General features: G+C 69.0%; 21 protein-coding genes. 6 read left to right on the top strand and 15 right to left on the bottom strand.

From position 1 onward, the window contains the following. Positions 1-186: 186 nt before the first annotated feature. Positions 187-1,224 (bottom strand): NADP-dependent oxidoreductase, encoded by a 1,038-nt coding sequence (locus tag Q7W82_RS01590; RefSeq protein WP_242159168.1) that lies wholly within the window; start codon positions 1,222-1,224, stop codon positions 187-189. After that, positions 1,221-2,180 carry an aldo/keto reductase gene (locus tag Q7W82_RS01585; RefSeq protein WP_242159169.1) on the bottom strand — a complete coding sequence of 320 codons (960 nt, stop codon included), beginning with the start codon at positions 2,178-2,180 and terminating at the stop codon, positions 1,221-1,223. Before Q7W82_RS01585 ends, Q7W82_RS01590 begins: the two co-directional genes overlap by 4 nt. 174 nt (positions 2,181-2,354) lie before the next feature. Between Q7W82_RS01585 and Q7W82_RS01580 the strand changes: the two genes are divergently transcribed. Further along, positions 2,355-3,212, top strand: coding sequence for a methyltransferase (locus Q7W82_RS01580; RefSeq protein ID WP_242159170.1), 858 nt, complete (start codon positions 2,355-2,357; stop codon positions 3,210-3,212). Positions 3,213-3,297: 85 nt separating this feature from the next. After that, the gene (locus Q7W82_RS01575; RefSeq protein WP_242159171.1) at positions 3,298-3,834 is read left to right on the top strand and encodes a pseudouridine synthase; all 537 of its coding nucleotides are present in this window, start codon (positions 3,298-3,300) and stop codon (positions 3,832-3,834) included. A gap of 193 nt (positions 3,835-4,027) precedes the next feature. Here Q7W82_RS01575 and Q7W82_RS01570 read toward each other — a convergent pair whose 3' ends face one another. Both Q7W82_RS01570 and hrpB read right to left on the bottom strand, forming a co-directional pair. After that, entirely contained in the window at positions 4,028-4,441 is a 414-nt protein-coding gene (locus Q7W82_RS01570; RefSeq protein WP_242159172.1) for a hypothetical protein, read from the bottom strand. A 364-nt stretch (positions 4,442-4,805) separates the two neighbouring features. Further along, the gene (hrpB, locus tag Q7W82_RS01565; protein ID WP_242159173.1) at positions 4,806-7,415 is read right to left on the bottom strand and encodes an ATP-dependent helicase HrpB; all 2,610 of its coding nucleotides are present in this window, start codon (positions 7,413-7,415) and stop codon (positions 4,806-4,808) included. 184 nt (positions 7,416-7,599) lie between these two features. On the opposite strand from hrpB, the gene Q7W82_RS01560 reads away from it, so the two are divergent. The 4 genes from Q7W82_RS01560 (at position 7,600) to Q7W82_RS01545 (ending at position 12,667) form a co-directional block, all read left to right on the top strand. Next, positions 7,600-8,166, top strand: coding sequence for a DUF3592 domain-containing protein (locus tag Q7W82_RS01560; protein WP_242159174.1), 567 nt, complete (start codon positions 7,600-7,602; stop codon positions 8,164-8,166). Between the two features lie 90 nt (positions 8,167-8,256). Then, positions 8,257-9,492 carry a hypothetical protein gene (locus Q7W82_RS01555; RefSeq protein ID WP_242159175.1) on the top strand — a complete coding sequence of 412 codons (1,236 nt, stop codon included), beginning with the start codon at positions 8,257-8,259 and terminating at the stop codon, positions 9,490-9,492. Beyond that, positions 9,489-11,696 carry a hypothetical protein gene (locus tag Q7W82_RS01550; protein ID WP_242159176.1) on the top strand — a complete coding sequence of 736 codons (2,208 nt, stop codon included), beginning with the start codon at positions 9,489-9,491 and terminating at the stop codon, positions 11,694-11,696. Before Q7W82_RS01555 ends, Q7W82_RS01550 begins: the two co-directional genes overlap by 4 nt. Before the next feature lie 173 nt (positions 11,697-11,869). Beyond that, positions 11,870-12,667 carry a TatD family hydrolase gene (locus Q7W82_RS01545; protein ID WP_242159177.1) on the top strand — a complete coding sequence of 266 codons (798 nt, stop codon included), beginning with the start codon at positions 11,870-11,872 and terminating at the stop codon, positions 12,665-12,667. A gap of 133 nt (positions 12,668-12,800) precedes the next feature. Here Q7W82_RS01545 and Q7W82_RS01540 read toward each other — a convergent pair whose 3' ends face one another. The 11 genes from Q7W82_RS01540 to cpaB all read right to left on the bottom strand — a co-directional run bounded on the left by Q7W82_RS01540 (position 12,801) and on the right by cpaB (position 23,351). After that, the gene (locus Q7W82_RS01540; protein ID WP_019798367.1) at positions 12,801-13,304 is read right to left on the bottom strand and encodes a hypothetical protein; all 504 of its coding nucleotides are present in this window, start codon (positions 13,302-13,304) and stop codon (positions 12,801-12,803) included. 174 nt (positions 13,305-13,478) lie between these two features. Next, complete coding sequence (gene panE / locus Q7W82_RS01535; protein ID WP_242159178.1) at positions 13,479-14,423, bottom strand: 2-dehydropantoate 2-reductase; 945 nt, start codon at positions 14,421-14,423, stop codon at positions 13,479-13,481. Between the two features lie 170 nt (positions 14,424-14,593). After that, positions 14,594-15,628: an OmpA family protein gene (locus Q7W82_RS01530; RefSeq protein WP_242159179.1), complete on the bottom strand. Its 1,035-nt coding sequence runs from the start codon at positions 15,626-15,628 to the stop codon at positions 14,594-14,596. 127 nt (positions 15,629-15,755) lie between these two features. Further along, complete coding sequence (locus tag Q7W82_RS01525; RefSeq protein ID WP_353949507.1) at positions 15,756-16,334, bottom strand: hypothetical protein; 579 nt, start codon at positions 16,332-16,334, stop codon at positions 15,756-15,758. Between the two features lie 29 nt (positions 16,335-16,363). Continuing rightward, complete coding sequence (locus Q7W82_RS01520; protein WP_242159181.1) at positions 16,364-17,032, bottom strand: TadE family protein; 669 nt, start codon at positions 17,030-17,032, stop codon at positions 16,364-16,366. Then, on the bottom strand, positions 17,029-17,415 hold the full coding sequence (locus Q7W82_RS01515; RefSeq protein WP_242159182.1) for a DUF192 domain-containing protein: 387 nt from the start codon (positions 17,413-17,415) through the stop codon (positions 17,029-17,031). Before Q7W82_RS01515 ends, Q7W82_RS01520 begins: the two co-directional genes overlap by 4 nt. After that, on the bottom strand, positions 17,412-18,302 hold the full coding sequence (locus Q7W82_RS01510; protein ID WP_019795943.1) for a type II secretion system F family protein: 891 nt from the start codon (positions 18,300-18,302) through the stop codon (positions 17,412-17,414). The genes Q7W82_RS01515 and Q7W82_RS01510 overlap by 4 nt, the downstream gene beginning before the upstream one ends. After that, positions 18,299-19,147, bottom strand: coding sequence for a type II secretion system F family protein (locus Q7W82_RS01505; RefSeq protein WP_242081467.1), 849 nt, complete (start codon positions 19,145-19,147; stop codon positions 18,299-18,301). The genes Q7W82_RS01510 and Q7W82_RS01505 overlap by 4 nt, the downstream gene beginning before the upstream one ends. Further along, on the bottom strand, positions 19,147-20,871 hold the full coding sequence (locus Q7W82_RS01500) for an ATPase, T2SS/T4P/T4SS family (RefSeq protein ID WP_184502836.1): 1,725 nt from the start codon (positions 20,869-20,871) through the stop codon (positions 19,147-19,149). Before Q7W82_RS01500 ends, Q7W82_RS01505 begins: the two co-directional genes overlap by 1 nt. Before the next feature lie 30 nt (positions 20,872-20,901). Continuing rightward, positions 20,902-22,281 (bottom strand): pilus assembly protein N-terminal domain-containing protein, encoded by a 1,380-nt coding sequence (locus Q7W82_RS01495; protein WP_242159183.1) that lies wholly within the window; start codon positions 22,279-22,281, stop codon positions 20,902-20,904. Between the two features lie 221 nt (positions 22,282-22,502). Next, a complete protein-coding gene (cpaB, locus tag Q7W82_RS01490) occupies positions 22,503-23,351 on the bottom strand; it encodes a Flp pilus assembly protein CpaB (RefSeq protein ID WP_242159184.1) in 849 nt (282 codons plus the stop codon). Between the last annotated feature and the right edge of the window lie 17 nt (positions 23,352-23,368).

Genomic DNA, 23,368 nt, shown 5'->3' with positions numbered 1-23,368 from the left:
CGATGGTAGTGGCTGCATCCGCGGGCGTCGATGCCGCGGTGTGCGCGAGTATCGTCATCCACCAGGTGGCGGATGACGATCCTCGATCCTTGTAAGAGCGGCTTCAGCCGCGACCGGGCGTTCCCGGGGACGCCCGGTCGCGGCTAAAGCCGCTCCTACGAGGGGTTCGAGTTTCGGTCCCCGGCCTCAGTCGCCCAACCGCACCACCAGCTTGCCGAAGTTGCCGCCGCTGAGCATGTCGATGAAGGCCTGCGGGGCGTTCTCCAGCCCGTCCACCACGTGTTCGCGATAGCGCACGCGGCCCTCGGCCAGCCACGCGCCCATCTCGCGCAGGAACTCCGGGTACAGCTTGACGAAGTCGCCGACGATGAAGCCGCGCAAGGTCAGGCGCTGGCGCAGTACCTGGCCCATCAGCGCCGGGAGCCGGTCCGGCCCCGGCGGCAGGGCGCCGTTGGCGTTGTAGGTGGCGATGGTGCCGCACACCGGCACCCGCGCGAAGTCGTTGAGCAGCGGCAGCACCGCATCGAACACGTGGCCGCCGACGTTCTCGAAGTACACGTCGATGCCGTCGGTCGCGGCGGCGCGCAACTGCTCGGCGAAGTCCTTGGCGCGGTGGTCCAGGGCCACGTCCACACCCAGTTCCTCGCGCAGGTAGCGGCATTTCTCCGCGCCGCCGGCGATGGCGATCACCTTCGCCCCACGCAGCTTGGCGATCTGCGCCACCGTGGCGCCGACCGGGCCGGTGGCCGCGGCCACCGCGACGGTCTCGCCGGGCTGGGGCTTGCCGATCTCGTGCAGGCCGGCATAGGCGGTGAAGCCGGGCATGCCGTACACGCCGAGCGCGGTGCTCGGCGGCAGCGGCGAGTCGCGGTCGAGCTTGCGCCGCAGGCTGGCGCCGTCGACGACCAGATGGGTCTGCCAGCCGCCGTTCTGCACCAGCACCAGATCGCCCGGCGCGTGGTCGGGGGAATTGGATTGCAGCACCTCGGCCACGGTGCTGCCGACCATGGTCTCGCCCAGCTGCACCGGCGGCGCGTAGGACGGCGCATCGCTCATGCGCCCGCGCATGTACGGGTCCAGCGACAGCCAGCGGTTGCGCAGCAGCACCTGGCCGGGGCCGGGTGGCGCCAGCGGCGCCTGCTCGGTGCGGAAGTTGTCGGTGCCCGGCGCGCCTTGCGGGCGCGAGGCGAGCACGATGCGGGTGGTCTGGGTGGGGGCGGTCATGCGGTTTCCTCACTTGCGGTATTCAATTGCGCGATGTCTTCGGCCGACAGCTGCAGGCGCGCGGCGGCGAGCAGGTCCTGCAACTGTTCCAGGCTGGTCGCGCTGGCGATCGGCGCGACGATGCCGGGCCGCGCCATCAACCAGGCCAGCGCCACCTGCGTGGGCGTGGCGGCATGCTTGCCGGCGATGTCGTCGAGCGCGGCGAGGATGCGCAGGCCGCGCGCGTTGAGATAACGCGCGACCACGCTGGCACCGCGCGCCTGGCTCTTGCCGGCATCTTCGGCGCGGCGGTACTTGCCGCTGAGAAATCCGCTGGCCAGCGCGTAGTAGCACAGCACGCCCAGGCCCTGTTCGCGCACGAGCGGCTCCAGCTCGGCCTCGTAGCCGGCGCGGTCGTACAGGTTGTACTCCGGCTGCAGCGTCTCGTAGCGGGGCAGGCCGTACTGCGCGGAGACGTTCAGGGCCTCGCGCAGGCGCGCGGCGTTGTAGTTGGAGGCGCCGATCGCGCGCACCTTGCCTTGTTCGATCAGCCGCCCGAACGCCGCCAGGGTGGCTTCCAGAGGTACCGAATCGTCGTCTTCGTGCGCCTGGTACAGATCGATGACGTCGGTCTGCAGGCGCTGCAGCGAGTCCTCTGCGGCAGCGGCGATGTTGTCGGCGGACAGACCCGGGCGCTCGGCCCACTTTCCGACCTTGGTCGCGATCAGCACCTTGTCGCGCTTGCCGCTGCGCTTGAGCCACTGCCCGATCAGCGTTTCCGATTCGCCGCCGCGGTTGCCGGGCACCCAGGCCGAGTAGATGTCGGCGGTGTCGATGAGGTTGCAGCCGGCCTCGACGAAGGCGTCGAGCAGGGCGAAGGAGGTCTTGGCGTCGGCGCTCCAGCCGAACACGTTGCCGCCGAACGCCAACGGTGCCGCATGCAGGCCGGAGCGGCCGAGTTCGCGCGTGTGCAGCATGGAAAACGCTCCACTGTGGGGGAAGGCGACAGGATAGTCGCCAGGGGTTTGGCAACCGTCAAATGCTCGCGAAAACAGCGTTCCGCCAGCGTGATCCGCGCTAACGGGAGTGCAACATTCGGCCTTGCCGGGTCGCGTGCTAGGCTCGCGCCACCTCTCTTGCGGATGCCTGCCATGACGCTTCGAACCTCGCTCGCCTGCGCCTGCACCCTGGCCGTCGCCACCGCCTTGCTCGCTCCCGCGGCGCAGGCGATCAAGCCCGCCGACACCGCGACGCTGCCGGCGCCGGACGCATCGCTGCAGGCGGCGATCAACGGCAGCTGGCGCGACCGCGCCAACGTCGCCCGCGACGCCTATCGCCACCCCGGGCAGACGCTGGCGTTCTTCGGCATCAAGCCGACCCAGACGGTCATCGAGGTCACCCCGGGCAGCGGCTGGTATTCCGAGATCCTGGCGCCGTACCTGCGCGAGCATGGTCAGTACATCGCCGCGGTGGTGGATCCGGCAGCCGTGCCGGAAGGGCGCGGCCGCGACTACCAGCAGAAGGCGCGCGCCGGCCTGGAACAGAAGTTCGCCGCGGCGCCGGCCCAGTACGACCGCGCGCGCATCGTCGCGTATGCGCCGAACGCGCCGGTGTTCGGCCCGCCCGGCTCGGCCGACCTGGTGCTGACCTTCCGCAACGTGCACAACTGGCGCATGGCCGGGCAGGCCGAGGGCATGTTCAAGGGCTTCTACCAGGTGCTCAAGCCCGGCGGCGTGCTCGGCGTGGTCGAGCACCGCGCCAAGGCCGACGTGCCGGCCGACGACAAGAGCGGCTATGTCGGCCAGGCGCAGGTGATCGCCATGGCCGAGGCGGCCGGCTTCAAGCTGGCCGGCAAGAGCGAGCTCAACGCCAATCCGCGCGACAGCAAGGACTACCCGGGCGGCGTGTGGACGCTGCCGCCGAGCAACCAGCACGAGGCCGCCGACGACGCCAAGTACCAGGCGATCGGCGAGAGCGACCGGATGACCCTGAAGTTCGTCAAGCGCTGAGCCGGCGCGCGGGCGACGCGGCGCAGGTGCATGGGACAATGCCTGCGCCGCGCCGTGCGGCGCAGGCCCGCCGCCGTTCCCGCCGATGCTGATCGCCTTCAACAAGCCCTTCAACGTGCTGTGCCAGTTCACCGACCGCAGTACGCCGCCGCGGCGGACCCTGGCCGAGTTCGGCCTGCCTGCCGACGTGTATGCGGCCGGACGCCTGGACTACGACAGCGAAGGCCTGCTGCTGCTGACCGATGACGGCGCGCTGGCACATCGCCTCACCGATCCACGGCACAAGCAGCCCAAGACCTACTGGGTGCAGGTGGAGGGCGCGCCACAACCAGAACAATTGCAGCGCCTGCGCGACGGCGTGCTGTTGAACGATGGCCCGACCGCGCCGGCGCAGGTGGCATTGCTGGAGGCACCGCCAGCGCTGTGGCCGCGCGATCCGCCGGTACGCTTTCGCAAGAGCGTGCCCGATGCCTGGCTGCAGATCGTGCTGCGCGAAGGCCGCAACCGCCAGGTGCGGCGGATGACCGCGGCGGTCGGCCTGCCGACGCTGCGGCTGGTGCGCGCGGCGATGGGCGCGCACCGGGTGGACGGGTTGGCGCCGGGCGCGTGGCGTGCGTTGTAGTGCGTGGTGTGCCGAGTCACGCCTAGGAGCGGCTTCAGCCGCGACATGAGGATCTCGTAACCCTTCCGGTCGCGGCTGAAGCCGCTCCTACGTTGGAAGAGCGGGGGCGCAGCGAACCCATAAAAAAGCGACCGGGATCTCTCCCGGTCGCTGTGTGCGCCGCTGCGGCGGCCCTCAGGCCGCTCGCGCAACCTCACTCTTCGGTCGCGGCGTCCTGCGTGGCTGCAGCGCGGCGCGAGTTGCGGGTGCTGGCGGCGCTGCGGCGGGCGCCGGTATTGCCGCGCTTGCTGGCGGCTTCGATGCGCTGCGCATTGCCTTCGATCGGCGCGCCCTTGTCGCGCTGGCGCTTGCGGTAGATGGCGTAGCCGAGCAGGCCGACGCCCACCGCGGCGGCGGCGATGGCCACGGCCGGGTTGCGGCGCACTGCGGTGCGCGCGACCTTGGTGCCGGTCTTCACTGCACCCAGCGCGGCACCGGCCTTGAGCGCGCTCACCGCCTTGCCCGACTGCAGCCACTTGTTCGCCTGCGGGCCGAGATGCTTGAGGCTGTCGCCGGCGTGGCTGGCGAGATCCAGGGCGCGGTCGGTGATGATGGTCAGCTTGCTCATGGGCGTCCCCTACTGGCAGGAATGAAGGCCTGCAGTGTCGCCCCCGTGCCGTATACGGGGCGTTAGCGCAGCGCCGCGGATTCGTCTGCCGGCTGAATGCGGGGACGTGGGTGGCAACGCGCGATCCGCCCCGGCGTGCGCCGCGTGGGCCTGCGACGCGCTGCCGGTGGTGCGTCGCGCGGCGCCTGGCTTGTCGTCGGTTCCAGCGGCATGACGTCGGCCTTGCGCCTGCCTATTCGGTCCGATCGACCACGTTGCGTGCGTCCGCGTCGTCCACGGGCATGGACTGGCGTCCACCTCCTCCCGCTCCCCTTGCACAACTCCGCGCCATCGTGGCGCGGCGTGCTCGGGCGATCAATGACGCCTAGGTACCGCGCGGCTTGGCGCGATGGCTGGCGGTGGCAGTCCAGGGGTCGTCCGGCCAGGGGTGGCGCGGATAGCGCCCCTTCATTTCCTTCTTCACTTCCGGATAGGTGCTGGACCAGAAATTGCGCAGGTCCTGGGTGACCTGCAGCGGCCGGCCGCCGGGCGAGAGCAGGTGCAGCAGCAGCGGCACGCGGCCGTCGGCGATGCGCGGGGTGTCGGCCAGGCCGAACAGTTCCTGCAGCTTGACCGCCAGCACCGGCGGCTGCGGCTGTCCGGCGTGGTCCACGCTGTAGTCGATGCGCCGTTCCATGCCCGAGGGCACGGCGATGCGCACCGGGGCATGACGGTCGATGGCCTGGCGCCGGTCCCACGGCAGCCGCGCCTTCAGCGCCTCGCCCAGCTCGTCCTCGCCGAGCGCGTCAAGCCGGGTCTTGCCGGCGAAGGCCGGGCGCAGCCAGTCGTCGAGGCTGTCCAGCAGCGCGGCGTCGCCCAGGTCCGGCAGCTCCAGTTCCGGCATCCACTGGCGCAGCCCGGCCACCCGCGCGCGCCACTGCGCCAGGCCCTCGCTCCAGGGCAGCGCCTGCAGCCCCAGTTCGCGGACCGCCTCGGTGAGCGCTGCGGCCGCCTGCGCCGGCGCGACGCGGCCGGCGGGGCGGCTGTCGAGCACGATGCGATCGAAGCGGGTCTCGCGCAGCGCGCTCAGCGCACGCCGTTCGGGATCCCAACGCACCACGTCCTCTTGCGCGAAGCGCTGCGGGAATTGCGCGCGCAGATAGGTCTCGTCCACCGGCGCGGCGCGCAGCAGCAACGCGTCCTTGGCCTCGTGACGCAACTCGGTGGCGACCAGCCAGGGCTCGCCGCGCAGGTCGCTGTGCTCGAACAGGCGCACGCTGCGACCGTTGGCCAACTGGTAGCGCAGCGGATCGCTGGGGTGGCGCGTACCGATGCGATCGGGAAAGGCATGCGCCAGCAGATCGCCGAGTTCATGCGCCTCCAGGCTGTCCGGCGCCGCGGCGTCGCTGCGCAGGCGCCGCCGCCATTGCTTGGCGGCCGCGTCGATCGCCGCCAGCGCACCGCGGTTGGCGTCGTGCGGCACGCGGCCGCGTCGGAACGCGGCCAGGGCGCGCCAGCGCGCGGCCAGCGCATCGCCACCCTGGCGCAGCGGGTCGCGTGCTTCGATCAGGGCGGCGAGGTCGCAGGCCAGCGCCTGCGCACGTGCATCGTTCGCCGCCAGCAGCATCGCCGCCAGGCGTGGATGGGTGCCCAGCGCGAGCATGCGCCGGCCGCTGGCGGTGATGGTGCCGTTCGCGCCGAGCGCACCCAGCCGCTGCAGCAACTCACGCGCGGCGGCCAGCGCGCCGGCCGGTGGCGGATCGACGAAGCGCAGCCCGTCGCTGCCCCAGGCGGCCAGTTCCAGTGCCAGCCCGGCCAGTTCCACCTGCAGGATCTCGGCGCGGCGCTGCGCCTCCAGGCGCTGCGACTGCGGCCACAAGCGGTAGGCCCAGCCGCTGGCGACGCGGCCGGCGCGCCCGGCGCGCTGGTCGGCCGAGGCCTGGGCGATGGCGGCCACGTCCAGCCGCGAGAAGCCGCTGTTGGGATCGTAGTGCGGCTCGCGCGCCAGCCCGGCGTCGATCACCACGCGCACCCCGGGCAGCGTCACCGAGGACTCGGCGACGTTGGTTGCCAGCACCACGCGCCGCCGTCCCTGCGGATCGGGCTGCAGCACCTTGCTCTGCTGTTCCACCGGCAACTCGCCATGCAGCGGCAACACCTCCACCCCCCTCCCTTCTTCCTCCGGGAGAAGGTGGCGCGCAGCACCGGATGAGGGCGCGCCGGAAGCGGTGTCTGCTGGGGTAACGCTCGACGCGGCGGCGGATGCCCCCTCGACGCCAACCCCCGCCGTCGCCAGCGCCGCCTGCACCCGTCCGATCTCGCGCTGCCCGGGCAGGAACACCAGCACGTCGCCCGGATGCTGCTGCAGCGCATGCTCCACCGCACGCCGGGCCTGCGCTTCCAGCGATTCCTCGCGCCGCGCCGGGAAGTGCGCGATTTCCACCGGGAAACTACGCCCGGCGCTGGACAGCCGCGGCGCGTCGAGGAACTGCGCCAGGCGCTCGCCGTCCAGCGTGGCCGACATCACCACGATGCGCAGGTCCTCGCGCACCTGCGCCTGCACGTCCAGGGCCAGCGCCAGGCCCAGGTCCGCGGCCAGGTGGCGCTCGTGGAATTCGTCGAACAGCAGCGCGCCGATGCCATCAAGCATCGGGTCGTCCTGCAGCAGGCGGGTCAGGATGCCCTCGGTGACCACCTCGATGCGGGTACGCGCGGAAACCTTGTTCTCGAAGCGGATGCGGTAGCCGACGGTCTCGCCCGGCGCTTCGCCGCGCTGCCGGGCCATGAAGGTGGCGGCGCTGCGCGCGGCGACCCGGCGTGGTTCCAGCATGACGATGCGCCGGCCCTGCAGCCAGGGCGCGTCGAGCAGCGCCGGCGGCACCTGGGTGGTCTTGCCGGCGCCGGGCGGGGCTTCCAGCACCAGGCGCGGATGGGCGGCGAGGCTGTCGCGGATCTGCGGCAGCAGCGGATCGATCGGAAATGCAGCGTGCGTCATGCGCGGCAAGGATACGTGGAATGCGCCATGGCGGCGCGCGCGGCGGCGCTTGACGCAGCGTCAACCGCCGCGTCTGGCACTTGACGCATTGGTGCTGCAACGCGCTGGCGGCCGTCGCCAGACTGCACTGCATCCGGTGGCGCGCATGTCGCCGGCAACCATCACGATTTCCAGGGGACCACCAATGATCAGCATTCCCGTATCCGAAAAATCCCATGCCGTGCTGCGCAGGCTGTCCAAATGGCTGTGCCTGGCGGCGTTCGTGGTCGTGGCCGCGTTCCTCGGCCTGTCCGGCTTGGCCGGCTATCACCGGGCCAATGCGATCCTGAAGGACCACAGCGTGGTCGATGCGCCGGTGCACCTGGACCATATCGAGGAGGAGCGCGGCCGCAAGGGCCGCGTCTCGCGCACCTACCACTTCCGCTACGGGTTCGAGGCCGGTGGCAAGCGCTATGAAGGCGCGTTCGAGACGTCCGAGGACAACGCGGCACCCTACATGGAGGAAGGCGCCAACGTACGCGTGGCCTACGCCAATGCCAAGCCGTCCCAGTTCGATCGACTGGACAAGCTGGAGGGCAACAAGCACCTGGGCGCGGTGCTGCGGCGGCTGGCGTTCGGTCTGCCGCTGCTCAGCGTGCTGATCTTCGTCGTGTACCTGTTGATCACCCGTCGCCTGTTCGTGGCGCAGGCACCTCAGGCACCTCAGGCGCCTCAGGCACCGCCGATGCCGCCGGCGCCACCCGCGGCCTGAGCGGCGGACGGGACCGCAGGCATGGTGCCGATTGACAGCGATGATGCGGTAGTTAGGGTGACCTACTGCCCGCTGATCCGGATCCATTGCATGCCCGTTTCGGAGTTCCCCGACCTGCTGACCCGCCACATGCGCCGGATTCGTGCCAGCGCCGCCGGCGTGGCCAGCGAGATCGGGATCAGCCGCGAGGCGGTCAACAACTGGCGGCACGGCTATTCGCTGCCCAACCGCAAGCACCGCGACAAGGTGCTTGCCTGCGCCAACTACCTGCGCTTGACCGAAGCGGAAGCCAATCGGTTGCTGGTCGCGGCCGGCTTCGAAGCCGAATTCCCGGCCGAGCCGACAGCTGCCGCCGCGGTGGCGTCCGCACCGGCATCGGCATCGTCCTTGCCGACGTCGGTTGACACGACCGTGACCCGGTTGTTCGAGCGGCTGCAGCAGCTGCGCCCCTATCCGGTGCTGTTGCTGCTCACCCAGGCGCACTGGGGGCAGCCGCCGGAGCGGGCTGCGATCCTGGCGCAGGCGCAGGCGCGCTACGGTCGCGAGCGGGTCCTGCACCTGCAGCCCTCCTTCAGCGCCGGCGAGGATGCCGACGCCTACTTTGCCGCGCTGGGCCGGCAGTGCGGCATGGAGGGGGTGGCGTCGGACTACGACTTCGAGACCGGGCTGGGCCGCCTGTTGCGTGCACCGGGCTCGCTGTTCTGTCTGGTCAGCCGCTTCGAGCAGGGCGCGCCCGCGCAGCGCCATCTGCTGGCGGGAATCCTGCGCAGCCTCAGCGAGATGTACAGTGGGCAGTTGCACCTGATGATCTGCGGCGGCGCGGCGCTGGCCGACCTCAAGTACCAGGGCGGGGACCTGTCGCTGCTCAACATCGCCACCACGGAGACCTGGCCGGAACTGACCGTGGCCGACCTGCAGCGCATGGCCGCGGATCCCGCACCGACCGTGCAGGCCGCGGCGCGCGCGCTACGCCTGTCCGGCGGCCACCCGCTGCTGGCCAGCGCGGCGCTCCTGCTGCTGGCGCAGGACGATCCCAGCGATGAGGACGTGACCGAACAGTTGGCCTGCCACCCGCCGCTGTGGCAGGCGTTGCTGCCGCTGCTGCGCGACCCGATGCAGCGTGGCATCGTGCAAGGCTGGCTGGACCAGCCACGGCTGGCACCGGCACGCCCGTACCTGCTGGACCCGCTGCTGCGCCATCTGTACTGGAGCAACCTGCTGGTGGCGCGCAGGCATCCCGACGGCAACTGGCTGGAATGGCGCTGCGAGGCGATCCGCCGTGCCGCTCGCACCATCGTCCATCAGCTCGACGGCGGCGCTGCGTGAGGGCCGCTGCCGCGCACCTGCGTTGGCTGCGGCTGCTGGCGCTCGCGCTTGCCACCTGGTTTCTGGTGAGTCTGCTGTTCGCCCCCTGGCTCAATCCCTGGATCGCCTGGCGCGCGCAGCGCGATGGCCAGACCCTGATGCTGCTGCAGCGCAGCCGCATCGACATGCTGCTGATCCGCGAGGAGGCGCTGTCGCATTGGCTGATCCATCGGCAGTGGCCCACGGCGCCGGCCTTGCCTGGCGTGCAGGATGCGGCGCAGGCGGTGGTGACCGTCGATGCGCCGGCCGAGTTCGAACTGCGCTTCCGCTACACCAATCTGTTCCCGCCGCAGTCCGGCCTGCGTGGACGGGCGCTGATCTACCGGCTGGATCCCGCCTCGCAGGCATGGCACTGCCGTCCCGGGATTCCACCCCCCTCGGCGGCAGCGCTGATCCCACAGGAATGCCGCCACTCGGCGCCATGGACCATCGTCGAATGGCTGGCGTTGCTGCTCGCCACCGCGATCGCGCTGCTGCTGGCGCTGGCGCTGCTGTGGTGGCGCGTGCGCCCGGCGATGCTGGACGTCGTGCGCGTGCCGCGGCGCGTGTTCCGGCACCCGATTGGCACACTGCCGCAGTTGCACCGGAAACTGGGCTGGATCCGTGCGCGCGACGGCGTGCTGCTGGCTGCCGGCATCGCGGGGGCGCGCTGGCGCGAGGCGATGGCCTATGCGCGCGGTGGCGCGGACCTGCGTGCGGCGGCGCTGGCGGCGCGCGTAGAGGCCGTGGCCACGCGCGCGACCGACTGGACGCTGCCCGGCCAGGTCTGGCTGTGGGCGTTGCCGCAGAGCCTGCCCATCGCACTGGAACGCCTATGGCTCTACCAGCCCGATCCGGCCCTGCCCGGCGCGGCGATCGTCGAGCAGTTGCGCGGGATGCGCAGCGGGCAGGACGTGGTGCTGGTGGTCAGCCCTGGCGCCGATGCCGACGCGCATCTGCTGGGCTTCGCCAGCGACCCGGCCAACCTGTGCGCGTGCCTGGACCAGGCCGGCCAGACAGAATGGCTGCTGCGACCCAAGGCGACGGAGGTGCTGGTGGCGCTGCTGGCCCGGCAGTTGAAGGTGACCCGCATCTCGCCCTACCAGACCCATGGCGGCATCACCCGTCCGGCCTCGTTCTTCGGCCGGGAAGCGCTGCTGGCGCGTGTGCTCAACCGCGAGCCCGGCAACTACCTGCTGGTTGGCGGCCGACAACTGGGCAAGACCAGCCTGATGAAGGCAATCGAACGGCGCTTTGCCGGGCATCCGCACATGTATTGCACCTACCTGTCGCTGCGCGACCACCGCCTGGCGGCGCGCCTGGCTGCCGAGTTGCGGATGCCAGGCGACAGCGGCATCAATGCGCTGGTCGACGCGCTGGCGCAGCGCGCCGGCGGGCGCCGTCTGTTGCTGCTGGTGGACGAGACCGACCTGTTCCTGCGCGAGGAGGCGGCGAGCGGCTACACGCAACTGGCGGCGCTGCGCGCGCTGAGCGAGGAGGGGCGCTGCCACTTCATGCTTGCCGGGTTCTGGGACCTGTACGAAGCCGCGGTGCTGGACTACGCCTCGCCGATCCGCAACTTCGGCGAGGTCATTCACCTGGCCGGGCTGGAACACGAGGCCTGCGTGGCGTTGGCGACCGAGCCGATGGCGCGCCTGGGGATCTACTACGGCGAAGATCGCCTGCCCGAGACGCTGGCCACGGCCTGCGGGCAGCGTGCGAATCTGGTCGCCATCGCCTGCCAGCAATTGCTGGAACGCCTGCCGCGCGCGCAGCGCCTGATCGAGGCGCAGGCCGTGCATGCGGCGATGCACTCGGATGCGATGGCCGATGCGCTCGCCGGCTGGGCGCGGCTGAGCCCCGACCCGCTGGCGTGCCGGATCGACCGGATCCTGGTCTACCGCGTGGCTCAGGCGCACCATGCCGGGCCGGCGGCGCGATCGCAGACGGCCGTGGTGCGGATGCTGGCCGATTTCGACGCTGCCGGCGTCGCGATGGACGCGGAACTGCTGCGCCGCGCGCTGGCGCGCCTGCAGTTGGCCCACGTGCTGCGCCGCACCGATGATGGGGCGCACTACCGGTTCGCGGTGCCGCTGTTCGCCGCGCAGTTCCAGCCCGGCGAAGTGGATGCGCTGTTGGCACGCGAACTGCAGTCGTTGCGCGCGGAGATGCCGCCGCCTGCCTAGGGCCTGCCCAGGAATGGGTGATAGGCCCTGGCGCGTGCCAGGTCCGTTGCGGTACCGCGTCTCGCTTCACCGCGCATGACACGCTTCAGGGCGTACAGCCTGCCGGCGACGTCCCTGGGTGGATCACCGGACCGCTACAATCCGCGCCACTCCTTCTTGCAGCCGTCCGCCCCATGCAGTTGATCGACATCGGCGCCAACCTCACCCACGAGTCCTTCGATCGCGACCGCGACGCGGTGCTGCAACGCGCCCGCGCCGCCGGCGTCGCGCAGTTGGTGGTCACCGGCGCCAGCCGCGAACACTCGCCGCTGGCGTTGCAGTTGGCGCAGCAGCACCCGGGCCTGCTGTACGCCACCGCCGGCGTGCATCCGCACCACGCGGTGGAGTACACCGCCGAGTGCGACGCCGAACTGCGCGCGCTGCACACGCACGCCGAGGTGGTGGCGGTGGGCGAGTGCGGCCTGGACTACTTCCGCGACTTCTCGCCGCGGCCGGCACAGCACCGCGCGTTCGAGCGGCAACTGCAGCTGGCGGTGGACACCGGCAAGCCGCTGTTCCTGCACCAGCGCGACGCCCATGCCGACTTCATGGCGCTGATGCGCCAGTTCGACGGCAAGCTCGGCCCGGCGGTGGTGCATTGCTTCACCGGCAGCCGCGAGGAACTGTTCGACTACCTGGACCGCGATTGGTACATCGGCATCACCGGCTGGCTGTGCGACGAGCGCCGCGGTGCGCACCTGCGCGAGCTGGTGAAGCACATTCCGGCCGAGCGGCTGATGATCGAGACCGACGCGCCGTATCTGCTGCCGCGCACGCTCAAGCCGACGCCGAAGGATCGCCGCAACGAACCGGCCTTCCTCGCACACATCGTCGAGGAGCTGGCGCGCGACCGTGGCGAGGACGTGGCCACGGTCGCTGCTTCCAGCACTGCCGCCGCGCGGACGTTCTTCCGCTTGCCGACGCCGGCCTGAGGGCAGGCGCCGGCCGGTAAACAGGTGTAGGAGCGGCTTCAGCCGCGACCGGGCGTTACCGGCAAGGCGTCGCCGCGGCTGAAGCCGCTCCTACGAGACGCGCAATGCGGCCTGCCGGGCGGCAGCCGCCGCCTCACTCGACCTGCGCGTCCTCGCGCTTGGCTTCGGCCATGGCTTCCGGCTCCAGTTCCTCGGCGCTGCGGTTGAGCTTGACGAACACGCCCCAGGCGACCAGCAGCAGCGCCGCGCACAGGCCGACCGCGGCGGCGTAGGGCAGCTTGGCCGGGTCGTCGTGCATCAATTCGAAGATCGACACCAGGGTCTCGATCGCCAGGGCAATGACGATGACCACGAAGAACCGCGACAGGTAGCGTCGCACCCGGGTCGGTCCGCTGACCTTGACGTCGCGCTGCACCTCTTCCTCGTAGATGGTCTGGCCCAGCTCCAGGGTCACCAGCGCCACGGTGAGCAACCCGATCGCTTCCAGCACCACGTTGAAGCGGTCGCGCACCACCAGTTCGCCGCCCGGCGTCAGGCCGTACCAGAGCTCGAGCACGGCCATGCAGATCAGCCCGGCCGCGCACAGCAGGAACAGCAGGATGATGAGGAAATGCCCGCCGCGGAACAGTTTTTCCATGCGCGTGCCCGTCGCTTGCCCCTGTGTGGTGGGCGAGCATAGGCGCCAGGCACGTCAGCGGCGCGCGAAGACGCGTGGCCGCCTCGCGGTCAGGCACACGCTCGCCTGCGGCGGCGCGCGGCGTGCCATGGGGATGCGAAGGGCGATTGCCGCGTCGACCGCGCGCGGCGCGGGTCAGCGCGCGGGCAGACCGGCCTGGTAGGCCTGCAGGTGGCAGTACGCGGCCATCAGCAGCGGTGCCTCGTGCCCGGCGGCGCGGGCGCGGGCGAGCATGTCGCCGACGATCTGTTGCGCTTCCACCTGCTGCCCGGCTTCCAGGTCGCGCAGCATCGACGCCTTCATCGGCGATCCGGGGTGGGTCAGCAACTGCAGCGCGCTGGCCTGCGCCGCCTCGGGCACCGCTTCGCCGGCGGCCGCGGCCACCGCCGTGCACTCGGCATACAGGCCACGCACCAGCGCCACGCCGTCGTCGCTGGCGACGATGCGCCCGATCGGCGCACGCATCAGGCAGGTGGCTGCGGCCAACGCGGTGAGGAAGGTGTACTTGATCCATTGCTCCTGCGCGATCCGCGGCGTGGCCAGGTGATCCACGTCGGCGTGCGCGCATGCATCCGCCAGGGCGCGCACGCGCGCGCTGTCGGCGCCGCGGCCGTCGCGCTCGCCGAAGGTCAGCGAGGCCGGCTTGGCCAGGTGCTGGATCGCGCCATCGGCATCGAGCACCGCACTGATGAAGCACAGCCCGCCGATCACCCGTTCCGCACCGAAGCGCGCATCCAGCGCCCGGTAGTGGCGCAGGCCGTTGAGGATCGGCAACACGCTGGTGCCGTCGTGCACGGCCGGCGCCACCGCGGCCAGCGCACTGTCCAGGTCGTAGGCCTTGCAGCTGAGCAGCACCAGATCGAACGGCCGCGCCTGCGCCGCAGCGGGCAGCGTTTCGGCGGTGAGCGTGTTCACCGCGATCGTCGCATCGCCGCGCGGACTGCGGATGCGCAGATCGTCGCGCTGCAGGCGCGCGGCCCGCGGCGGCCGCACCAGGAAACTGACATCGACGCCGGCCTGGGCCAGGCGTCCGCCGAAGTAACCGCCGGTCGCGCCGGCACCGAGAATCAGGATACGCATGAGACGTGGATCGCCATGGAGTGGGAGGCGTCCGACTGCGGGAACGCATGCCGGCAAACGAGCGTGTATGCAGCGCGGTCGACGATGCGACGCAATCGGCTATGCCGTTGCGCCGCATCGCGCGCCGCACGCGCCGTCAGCTGACTGCACGTAGCGGCGACCAGTGCGGCTCAGCTCTTCTTCACCAACTCGACGCGGCGGTTCTGCGACTTGCCTTGTTCGGTCGCATTGTCCGCCACCGGATCGGCATCGCCGAAGCCGGCTGCGCTCAGCCGCGACGCATCGATGCCCTGCGCAACCAGGGCCGCGACCACCGCCTTGGCGCGGCCCTCCGACAGCGTCTTGTTGTGCGCGGCATCGCCGGTGCCGTCGGTGTAGCCGTTGACGGCCAGCTTCAACGCGGCGTCCTGCTTGAGCAATTGCACGACCTGCGCGATCTGCGGCTGCGAGTCCGGCAGGATGTCGGTCTTGTCGGTGGCGAAGTTGACGTGCAGCGCCACCTTGCCGGTCTTGTCGATCTGCGTCTTCAGTTCGCTGGCCGGCAGCAGGCTGGCGGTGACTTGCAGCGGCTTGGTTTCGGCGATCAGCAGGCCGCCGCCGAATTGGTAGCTGCACAGGTGGATCCAGATATCGCGATCGGCGCGATGCACCACGAACACCTGCGCCGGGTTGTTCCAGACATCGCCCAAGCCGCTGTTGTACTTGGTGGCGACATCGCGTGGCCACTCCTTGATCTTCTGCGTGGCCGCTTCGGGAATGCGGCCGTCGAAGATCTTCTTGCCGCCAAGTGCCGTGACGACCGCCTCGATGTTGCGTTCCAGTTCCAGGTCCGAGAAGGTCTTGCCCTGTGCGGCATCGATGTGCGCGGACCAGACCTTGCCCTCGACCGGCTGCAGGCGATCGCCGGTCCAGAACGGCACCTGGTCGAAGTCCGCAACGTCCGGTGTGCTGCTGGTGACATAGCCCGTGGGCAACGCGATGTAGGGGAAGTCTCCCAGCGGGACGTCGGACACCGGCAGGCTGGCCGGGTCGAATGCCGTACTGGCGGCAGCCTGCTGCGTGGGAGCGTCCTGCGTGCTGCTGGCAGTCGCCGCGGGGGCCGGCGCCTGATCGTCGGGATGCGCGGGCTGCTGCTCATGCTTCTTGCAGGCGCTCAGACTTGCGATGACGGCCAGGGCCAAGGTCGCCACTACTGCTCTTTTCACAGAGATACTCCTTGTCGGGGGACGAACCAAACTAGTGTAACGGCGAGATCGATCGATCTTGCCGCAGAACGATGAATCCGCGTCGACCAACGATGGCGACGCGTGCTTGGTCGCAATGGAAACGGGATCAGTGCGCGAGGTCGGGGGGCTGGAACAACGCGTCCGGCTGCGGACCGTAGTCGACGCGCTGGATGTCCCATTGCTGCTGCTGTTCCAGCCCGGTCTTGCCGCGATAGGCGAGCACCAGGCCGGTTTCGCGATCCAGCCACATGGTGCCCTGCCGGGTCCTGCCAGGACCGTCCGGGTTGGCCAGGCGATAGCGCCATTGCACGGCGGAGCGGCCCGCGCGCAGGCCGCTGTCGCCTCGCTGGCAGTCGGCGAACATGCCCAGGCCCGCACAGGGCTGTTCCGGGTCGAAACGCAGCGGCCAGCGCATGCCGGGAACCGGCATGGCACCGCCCTGCTGGCCGACGATCCAGCCAGTCGGCGCATCCTTCGCGAGGATCAGGGCATACGACCGACCGCTGGCATCCTGGAACTGGATGCGCAGCGCGCCGTCGCGAAAGAACACCGTCGCCGGCTGCGCCGCGCCGCGCGGCTGGATCCGGCTCAGGCCGCCAAGCTCGTTGGTGGTGACCTGCGCTACGCCAGCGAACCCGGCGTCCTCGGCGTGTACCACGCCGGCAAATGCCTGGCACAGCGCCACCACGCACGTCAGCCGTGTCTGTCGACGCATCACTTGTCCAGATTGCCCTGCGTATAGATCGGCGACTGCATGCGCACGATGGCGTAGCTCTCGATCGGCAAGCGCCTGGTGAATGGCTGCAGCGGAGACGATTCGAACGTGCCTGGCTTCAGGTACTGGGATTTTCCGCCCAACACCCAGTCGACAAAAGGAACCACCAGCGGCGCGTCGTAGACCACCTTGATCTTGAGGATGTTGGCGTCCTGCACATTGACGCCACTGCTGCCGACCGCATCGCTGCGATACGCGAGCGTGTCGTTGGGCAACGCATACTGACCGTTGTACTGGCGTTCGCGGAAGTTGCTCCACGCGGCGCGCGTCGGATTGATGACCGTGATGCGGCCATGCAGCGTGAGGTCGGCGAACGCCTTGGCGTATGCCACTTCAACCGCGGCTTGACCCGTGTCGTTGGCATACAGCGGCATCATGCCCTTGGCGAAGCCCTTGCGCATCTCCATGCGGTCCACCCCGCTGACCGCGCCCGCGCGCGCCGCCATCAGCGCGGCATAGTCGAGCGTGGACTTCATGCGGTACAGCAGCACGGCCTGGATGACGGCAAGCAACAGGAACAGCAGCACCGGTGTGATGATCACCAGTTCCACCATGGATTGGCCGCGCATGGACGAGCGGCTGCGCAGAGCGCGTACGCGTGCTTTCATGACCGGGCTCCCGAATAGGATGGCACCGGCGCGGTTGCACGCCAGTGCCAGTGTTCGCCGCGTTGCGGTTGCAGGCGGTCCAGCGCACCGCCATGGAACTCGATGGTGGCCGCGGCGCGCCGGCACATCGCGGTGCGATACGGCCTGACGTTCTCGCGCCACTCCAGCACCACATCATCGTGACCCAGGAACACCAGATCCAGCGGATAGCCCATGCCGATGGTATGCACGCTGGCGCAGGGCCGGATCAGCAAAGCTTCCGATCCATCCTCGGCCAGCGCCGGGCGCGCCAGCAGCCCGCGCGCGCGCGACCACCAGGTATCGGCCGCCCACACCTGCGGGATCGGGTTGCCGGCGCTGCGCTCGATGCATCCGCGCTTCACAGGATCCCCTCCTGCAGCATCTTCAAGTAGATGAAGTAACCCAGGAACAGGAAGATCAGCGGGAAGAAGAACATCACCAGCGGCAGCATCATCTTCACCGGTGCTTCCAGCGCCAGCTTCTCGGCGCGCAGGAAGCGCTCCTCGCGACGCTGGTTGGCCTGCGCGCGCAAGGTGTCGCTCAAATTGGCGCCGACCTTGTCGGCCTGGATCAGCGCACTGGTGAAGCTGGTGATCTGCGCGATGTCCATGCGCTCGGCCATGCGCCGCAAGGCCTCGGCGCGCGGCAGGCCGGCACGCAGATCGCGCAGCATGCGCGAGAACTCCTGCGACAGCGCCCCTGCCGGTCCCTTGGCGACTGCCTGCTCGATGCCGCCGGTGACGTTCAGGCCGGCCTCGACCGACATGGTGATGAAATCCAGGTAGACCGGCAGATCGCGCACGACGGTCTTCTGCCGGGCCTTGCGCCGCTCGCCCAGCCACAACGCGGGGTACAGCCAGCCCAGCACGCCGCCGAACAGTAGGCACATCAAGCCCGAGCCGATACCCAGATGGCCGAGCATCCCGGTGCACAGCAGGAAAAAAGCGATCACCACCAGCGCGCTGGCCATGCGCAAGCCGTAGAACTCTTCCGGCGTCAGCGTGTAGTCCTGGCCGGCGGCCTGCAACTGGCGATGCGTCTGTTCCAATTGCGCCACGCTCAGGCGCGGCGCGATGCGCCGGGTCAGCACCGTCACCAACGGCCACATCAGTTGCATCAGCCGCGGTAGCGGGTCGTAGTAGGTGCGGTCTTCCAGTTCGACCTCGCGGATCACGCCGCGCGTGCCGATGACCACCAGCGCGACGGCGCCGGCAGCCAGAAGAGCGATGAGGACGAGCATCCAGGTCATACGTCGATCGTCATGATCTTCTTGCAGAGACGATAGCCCAGGTATTCCATGACCAGGCAGATGGTGATCACCACCCAGCCGTGCCAGCTATGGAACATCGGCTGCATGGTTTCGCTGTACATCAGGCTCAGATAGCCGATCAGGAACACAGGCAGCATCGCCATGACGATGCCCTGCAGGCGGCCCTGTGCGGTCAGCGACTTCACCTTCTTCTCCATGGTCAGGCGTCGACGCAGGGTCTCGGCCAGGGTCGCCAGGGTTTCCGCCAGGTTGCCGCCGACTTCGCGCGAAATGTTGACCGCCGAGACGAACAGTTCGGCATCGGTAATGGGTACGCGCTTGCTGAAGTTCTCCATCGCCTCTTCGGCGCGAAGCCCCATGTGCTGCTCGCGCAGGACCAGCGCCAGTTCCTGCGCCAGCGGCGGTTGCCCGTCGTGGACCAGCACTTCCATCGCCGGCGCGAAGCCAACGCCGGCACGCAGGCTGCTGGACAGCATCTGCAGCGCGTCGGGGAGCTGCTCCTGGATCTTCTCCAGCCTGCGCTTGCGCAGGAATGCGTAGACCTTGCGGGGCGCGAAGATCAGGAAGATCCCGATCAGCACCGCGATGACCAGGCTGCCGGTCAGCATCCAGATCAGCAATGGAATGATCACCATCACGATGGCGCTGATCATGTACACCTGGGCCGGATCCAGGAACAGGAACATGTCCGCGAGGTTCATACGGGCCTGGTCCATGAAGCTTTCGCGGTAGCGCTTCAGGAACTGCTCGCTGGAGCGCGCGATCAGCAGGATGGCCATCGCGGTCCCGGCAAACACCAGCAGGGCGATCAGCCACAGGCCCATCAGCGCGCGCCTCCCTGGTTGCGGAAGATGCCCAGATCCACCGACACGCCGCGCTCGGCGAGTTCCTCGTAGAACTCCGGCACCGCACCGGTCGCCACGAAATTGCCGGCGACCTTGCCGTCGGGGCCGTGGTAGGTGGTGGGCTTGAACAGGAACAGGTCCTGCATCTGGATGGTGCCGCTTTCGATGCCGGTGATTTCGGTGATGTGGCTGACCTTGCGCGAGCCGCAGGGATAACGGCGCTGGTGCACGATCAGGTTGACCGCCGACGCGATCTGTTCGCGCACCACGACCATCGGCAGCTCCATGCCGGCCATCATCACCATCACCTCCAGGCGCGACAGCGTCTCGCGTGGGTTGTTGGCGTGCGCGGTGGTCAGCGAGCCTTCGTGGCCGGTATTCATCGCCTGCAGCATGTCCAGACACTCGCCGCCGCGACACTCGCCGACCACGATCCGATCCGGGCGCATACGCAGCGCGTTCTTGACCAGGTCGCGGATGGTGATCTGGCCCTTGCCCTCCATGTTGGGCGGGCGGGCTTCCAGTGCCACCAGGTTGGGCTGCACCAGTTTGAGTTCGGCCGCATCCTCGATGGTAACCACGCGGTCGCCGTCGGGGATGAAGTTCGACAGGATGTTCAGCAGGGTGGTCTTGCCCGAGCCGGTACCGCCGGACACCACGATGTTGCGGCGCTCGCGCACCGCCATGATCAGAAACTCCAGCATCGCCTCGTTCAGCGAGCCGAACTTCAGCAAGTCCTCACCCATCAGCCGACGCGTGGCGAACTTGCGGATGCTGATACTGGGCCCGCGCAGGGCAACCGGCGGGATCACCGCGTTGACGCGCGAGCCGTCCTTCAGGCGTGCGTCGACCAACGGCGAGCTCTCGTCGATGCGCCGCCCCAGGGGCGTGACGATCCGCTCGATCGCCGCCAGGCAGGCGCGTTCGTTGGAGAACACCACGTCGGACTTCTGGATGCGACCGGCACGCTCGATGAAGATGTCGTCATGGGAATTGACCATGATTTCGGTGACGGTCGGATCGTCGATCAGATCCTCCAGCGGCCCCAGTCCGATCGCCTCGTCCAGCACCTGCTTGGCCAGTCTGCGCGGGCTGATGTCGGCCGGCAGATCGCTGAACTCGCGCTTGAGGATGTCGTCGATCAGGTTGATGGTGCTGTCGCGCAGCGCGCTGTCGTCCATGCTGCGCACGTCCATGCGCCGCAGATCCATCTGCCGCACCAGCGCCATATGCAGCTTGGTGCGCCAGGTGGCGATGTCCGACGGCGGCGGGCCAGCCACCACCATGTCTGTTGCCGCGGGCGCGGTCGGCTGGCGGTCGGCGGCGGCCTCGCTCGCCGCCGCAGGCGCTTCTGCTGCCCTGGTGGCGGCGCCGTCGTTGGCGGCAGGCGTCTGCCGGACGATGCGCGCATCGTCGCCACTGACCTTCAGCATGTACTGGCCGATGCGGATCTCGTCCTTGCCGTCGATCGGCCCCTGCTTGGCGAGCACCACTTTGCCGTTGAGCGTGATCGGCTCGCGCCCGCCCAGGGGCAGGATGAACACGCCCTCGTCCTCGCGCAGCAGGGTGGCGTGTTTGCCGGCAATGTTCCAGCCCTGCAGCATCACCAGATTGGCATCGGCGCGGCCGATGCCGCACTCGCGGTGCATGCATTTGACCTGACGCGTGTCGCCTCCTGGCGTATTGATCAGCACTGTGAACATGGCGGTGAACCTTGCGCTCCGTGGGGTGGATTACTTGATCAACTTGTCTTGGCGGGGGCTGATTTCGTCCTGCAGCTCCTTCTCGATCCCCTGGGCGCGCTGCAGGTCCTGGAGGTTCTCCGGCGAGGTGGGGCTGACGATGCGCGGGGTCACGAAGATCACCAGTTCGGTCTTGTTGCCGCGGAAGCCATCGGAGCGGAACAGCTTGCCCAGGATCGGGATGTCGCCCAGCAGCGGCAGCTTGTCCACGGCCTTGGAGGCCTCCCGATCGAGCAGGCCGGAGATGACGATGGTCTGGCCGGCAATGACGTTCAGCTCGGTCTCGACGCGCCGGGTGAGGAAGCCGGGAACGCCCTGCACCGATACCGACGGATCGATCCGGCTGACCTCGGCCATGATCGAGGTATTCACCTGATTGGACGAGTTGACCGACGGGTTGATGTTCAGGCGGATGCCGTACTCCTTGTACTCGATCTGGGTCTGGCCAAGGATCGACGGCACCACGATCGGCACTTCGCCGCCGACCAGGAAGGTCGCGTTGCTGCCGCTCTTGGCGCTCAGCTTGGGTTGCGCCAGCACCCAGGCCTTGCCGCGGCTCATCAGCAGGTTGATCTTCGAGGCGATCGTGGTGGCGATGCCGAAGTAGCCCTGCGGCCCGGGCAGCTTGGTGGGCAGCTGGTCCTTGATGTCCTGGAAGGTCTGGTTGTCCTGCGGCAGTACGCGGAAGTAATTGTTCGTGGTCACGTCGCGGATGAGGCCGCCGATCGGACCATCGATGGTGCTGTCCCAGCGAATGCCCAGATCCTCCACGGCGTTCTTGTTGAACTCCATGATGGACACGTCCATCTGCACCATCGGCCGCATGCCCACCGGGTCGGCCCCGGCGAAGTTCAACACCTGCGGATAGATCTTCTGCAACGCCTGGATTTTTGCCGTGGTGGCCGCGTCGACGTCGTTGCCCGAGATCACCACATTGGAGCCGATGGCCCGCACGGTAACGCCCGGCGTATTGCCCAACAGTTCGCGCACGGTCTCGGCCGCACCTTCGGACTTGCTGCCACCCACCGTCACGTTGACGTCGCGCTGGCTGCCATCGGCCATCCATAGGTGGACGTTGGTCTCACCGGGCTTGGTGCCGATCATGACCAGCTCGGACTTGCCGACTGAGAAGACGCTCAGGACCTCGCCGTCGCCGACCGCGATGCGGCGTAGTGCCCCGGATACCCGCCGCACCACGGCCTCGCCCGCATAGATGCTTTGCGACGGCTGGATCAGCGGGGCGACCGACGGCTTCTTGTCGCCGGCCAGAGCGACGCCGCCACCGGCTGACGAAGAGCCGCCGTTGCCCAGTTCCTGGATCTGCGATTCCACTGTCTGCTTGAGCTGGTCGACTTGGCGCCCTTGCGCCATCAGTCGCGCCTGTTCCGCCGATGTGGCATCCGCTGCCTGTCCGGCCGCCGGCGCCGGTGACGGCGCCGCAGTGTGCGCGGCTGGCCGTGCGGCTGCGGCGTTGGTGGCGGCCTGTTGTGCCGATGCGTTCCATCCCCCGATGCCCGCCAGCAGCAAGCCGGCCAACCATGGCGCCGATGTCCCGGCCTTGCTCCTGCGACGGCGTGTTGCTTGCGTCATGCTTAACCCTTTCCGCCAATGATGAACTCAACGCGGCTGCTTCCGCTGCCTGTGTTTGCCGGATCGCCCGATCCCAGCGATCGCAACAACTGACTCTCGCTCATGCCCGTCGCCGCACCCGGCGAGGTGTCCTGTACTTCGCGCAGCAGCACGCGTACCGCGCCCACCTTGGAGGCAACGGCCAGCTGCTTGGCCTGGTACTGGTCCAGCTCAAGGGTGACGCTGGAGAAGCCGGTGGAGGTGTTGGACTCCTCACCTTCCTTCGGCGTCGACGCCTCGCCGATCCGGCTGCCGGCCGCGAGCACCTTGATCTTCTGCAGCAGCGGGAACACCTGTGCACCCGCTCCCTGGCCGCCAGCGCTGCCGGCACCGCCACTGCTGGTGGCGGCGTCCTTGACGAAGAAGATGTCGATCAGGTCGCCCGGCGCGATCATGCCCGAGATCGAATTGTTCTCGTCCACGCTCATCGTGTAGGCGACCTTGCCCTTGGGAATCAGCCGCGAGAACTGGTCGTACAGCGGGACCAGGGCGCTGGCGCTCAGCGGCGCACCGCCACGTGCCGGCGCCCGCAACATTCGGCCTTCGAACTGGGTGTGGTTGTCGGGCGTGACCGCATCGGCGGGCGCGAACTCGGCCGGGACCGTGCGCAGGGCCAGATCGCTGCCCTGCAGGATCGCCCCCTGCGGCAAATCGTTCACCGGTACGGCAACGTCGACCATCGGCCGGTTGTCCTGGGTGCGCTCGGCGACGGTGGTACGGATATAGCTGACTGCGATGAAGGCGGCCAGGCCGGCCATGACCACCGCGATCAGGATGAAAAGGACGTTCTTGCTGAGTTTGGGTTTCTGCATTGAAGAGGCGCCGTCGG

This window comes from Xanthomonas indica (genome assembly GCF_040529045.1).
Classification (GTDB): Bacteria; Pseudomonadota; Gammaproteobacteria; order Xanthomonadales; family Xanthomonadaceae; genus Xanthomonas_A; species Xanthomonas_A indica.
Note: the sequence above shows the minus strand (reverse complement) of the source record. Positions and strands in the feature narration are given on the sequence as shown.

Excerpts from the sequence above, each read along its gene's own strand:
- Q7W82_RS01590 (WP_242159168.1), bottom strand. The coding sequence starts at position 1,224 with ATGACCGCCCCCACCCAGACCACCCGCATCGTGCTCGCCTCGCGCCCG.
- Q7W82_RS01585 (WP_242159169.1), bottom strand. The coding sequence starts at position 2,180 with ATGCTGCACACGCGCGAACTCGGCCGCTCCGGCCTGCATGCGGCACCG.
- Q7W82_RS01580 (WP_242159170.1), top strand. The coding sequence starts at position 2,355 with ATGACGCTTCGAACCTCGCTCGCCTGCGCCTGCACCCTGGCCGTCGCC.
- Q7W82_RS01575 (WP_242159171.1), top strand. The coding sequence starts at position 3,298 with ATGCTGATCGCCTTCAACAAGCCCTTCAACGTGCTGTGCCAGTTCACC.
- Q7W82_RS01570 (WP_242159172.1), bottom strand. The coding sequence starts at position 4,441 with ATGAGCAAGCTGACCATCATCACCGACCGCGCCCTGGATCTCGCCAGC.
- hrpB (WP_242159173.1), bottom strand. The coding sequence starts at position 7,415 with ATGACGCACGCTGCATTTCCGATCGATCCGCTGCTGCCGCAGATCCGC.
- Q7W82_RS01560 (WP_242159174.1), top strand. The coding sequence starts at position 7,600 with ATGATCAGCATTCCCGTATCCGAAAAATCCCATGCCGTGCTGCGCAGG.
- Q7W82_RS01555 (WP_242159175.1), top strand. The coding sequence starts at position 8,257 with ATGCCCGTTTCGGAGTTCCCCGACCTGCTGACCCGCCACATGCGCCGG.
- Q7W82_RS01545 (WP_242159177.1), top strand. The coding sequence starts at position 11,870 with ATGCAGTTGATCGACATCGGCGCCAACCTCACCCACGAGTCCTTCGAT.
- Q7W82_RS01540 (WP_019798367.1), bottom strand. The coding sequence starts at position 13,304 with ATGGAAAAACTGTTCCGCGGCGGGCATTTCCTCATCATCCTGCTGTTC.
- panE (WP_242159178.1), bottom strand. The coding sequence starts at position 14,423 with ATGCGTATCCTGATTCTCGGTGCCGGCGCGACCGGCGGTTACTTCGGC.
- Q7W82_RS01520 (WP_242159181.1), bottom strand. The coding sequence starts at position 17,032 with ATGAAAGCACGCGTACGCGCTCTGCGCAGCCGCTCGTCCATGCGCGGC.
- Q7W82_RS01510 (WP_019795943.1), bottom strand. The coding sequence starts at position 18,302 with ATGACCTGGATGCTCGTCCTCATCGCTCTTCTGGCTGCCGGCGCCGTC.
- Q7W82_RS01505 (WP_242081467.1), bottom strand. The coding sequence starts at position 19,147 with ATGGGCCTGTGGCTGATCGCCCTGCTGGTGTTTGCCGGGACCGCGATG.
- Q7W82_RS01500 (WP_184502836.1), bottom strand. The coding sequence starts at position 20,871 with ATGTTCACAGTGCTGATCAATACGCCAGGAGGCGACACGCGTCAGGTC.
- Q7W82_RS01495 (WP_242159183.1), bottom strand. The coding sequence starts at position 22,281 with ATGGCGCAAGGGCGCCAAGTCGACCAGCTCAAGCAGACAGTGGAATCG.
- cpaB (WP_242159184.1), bottom strand. The coding sequence starts at position 23,351 with ATGCAGAAACCCAAACTCAGCAAGAACGTCCTTTTCATCCTGATCGCG.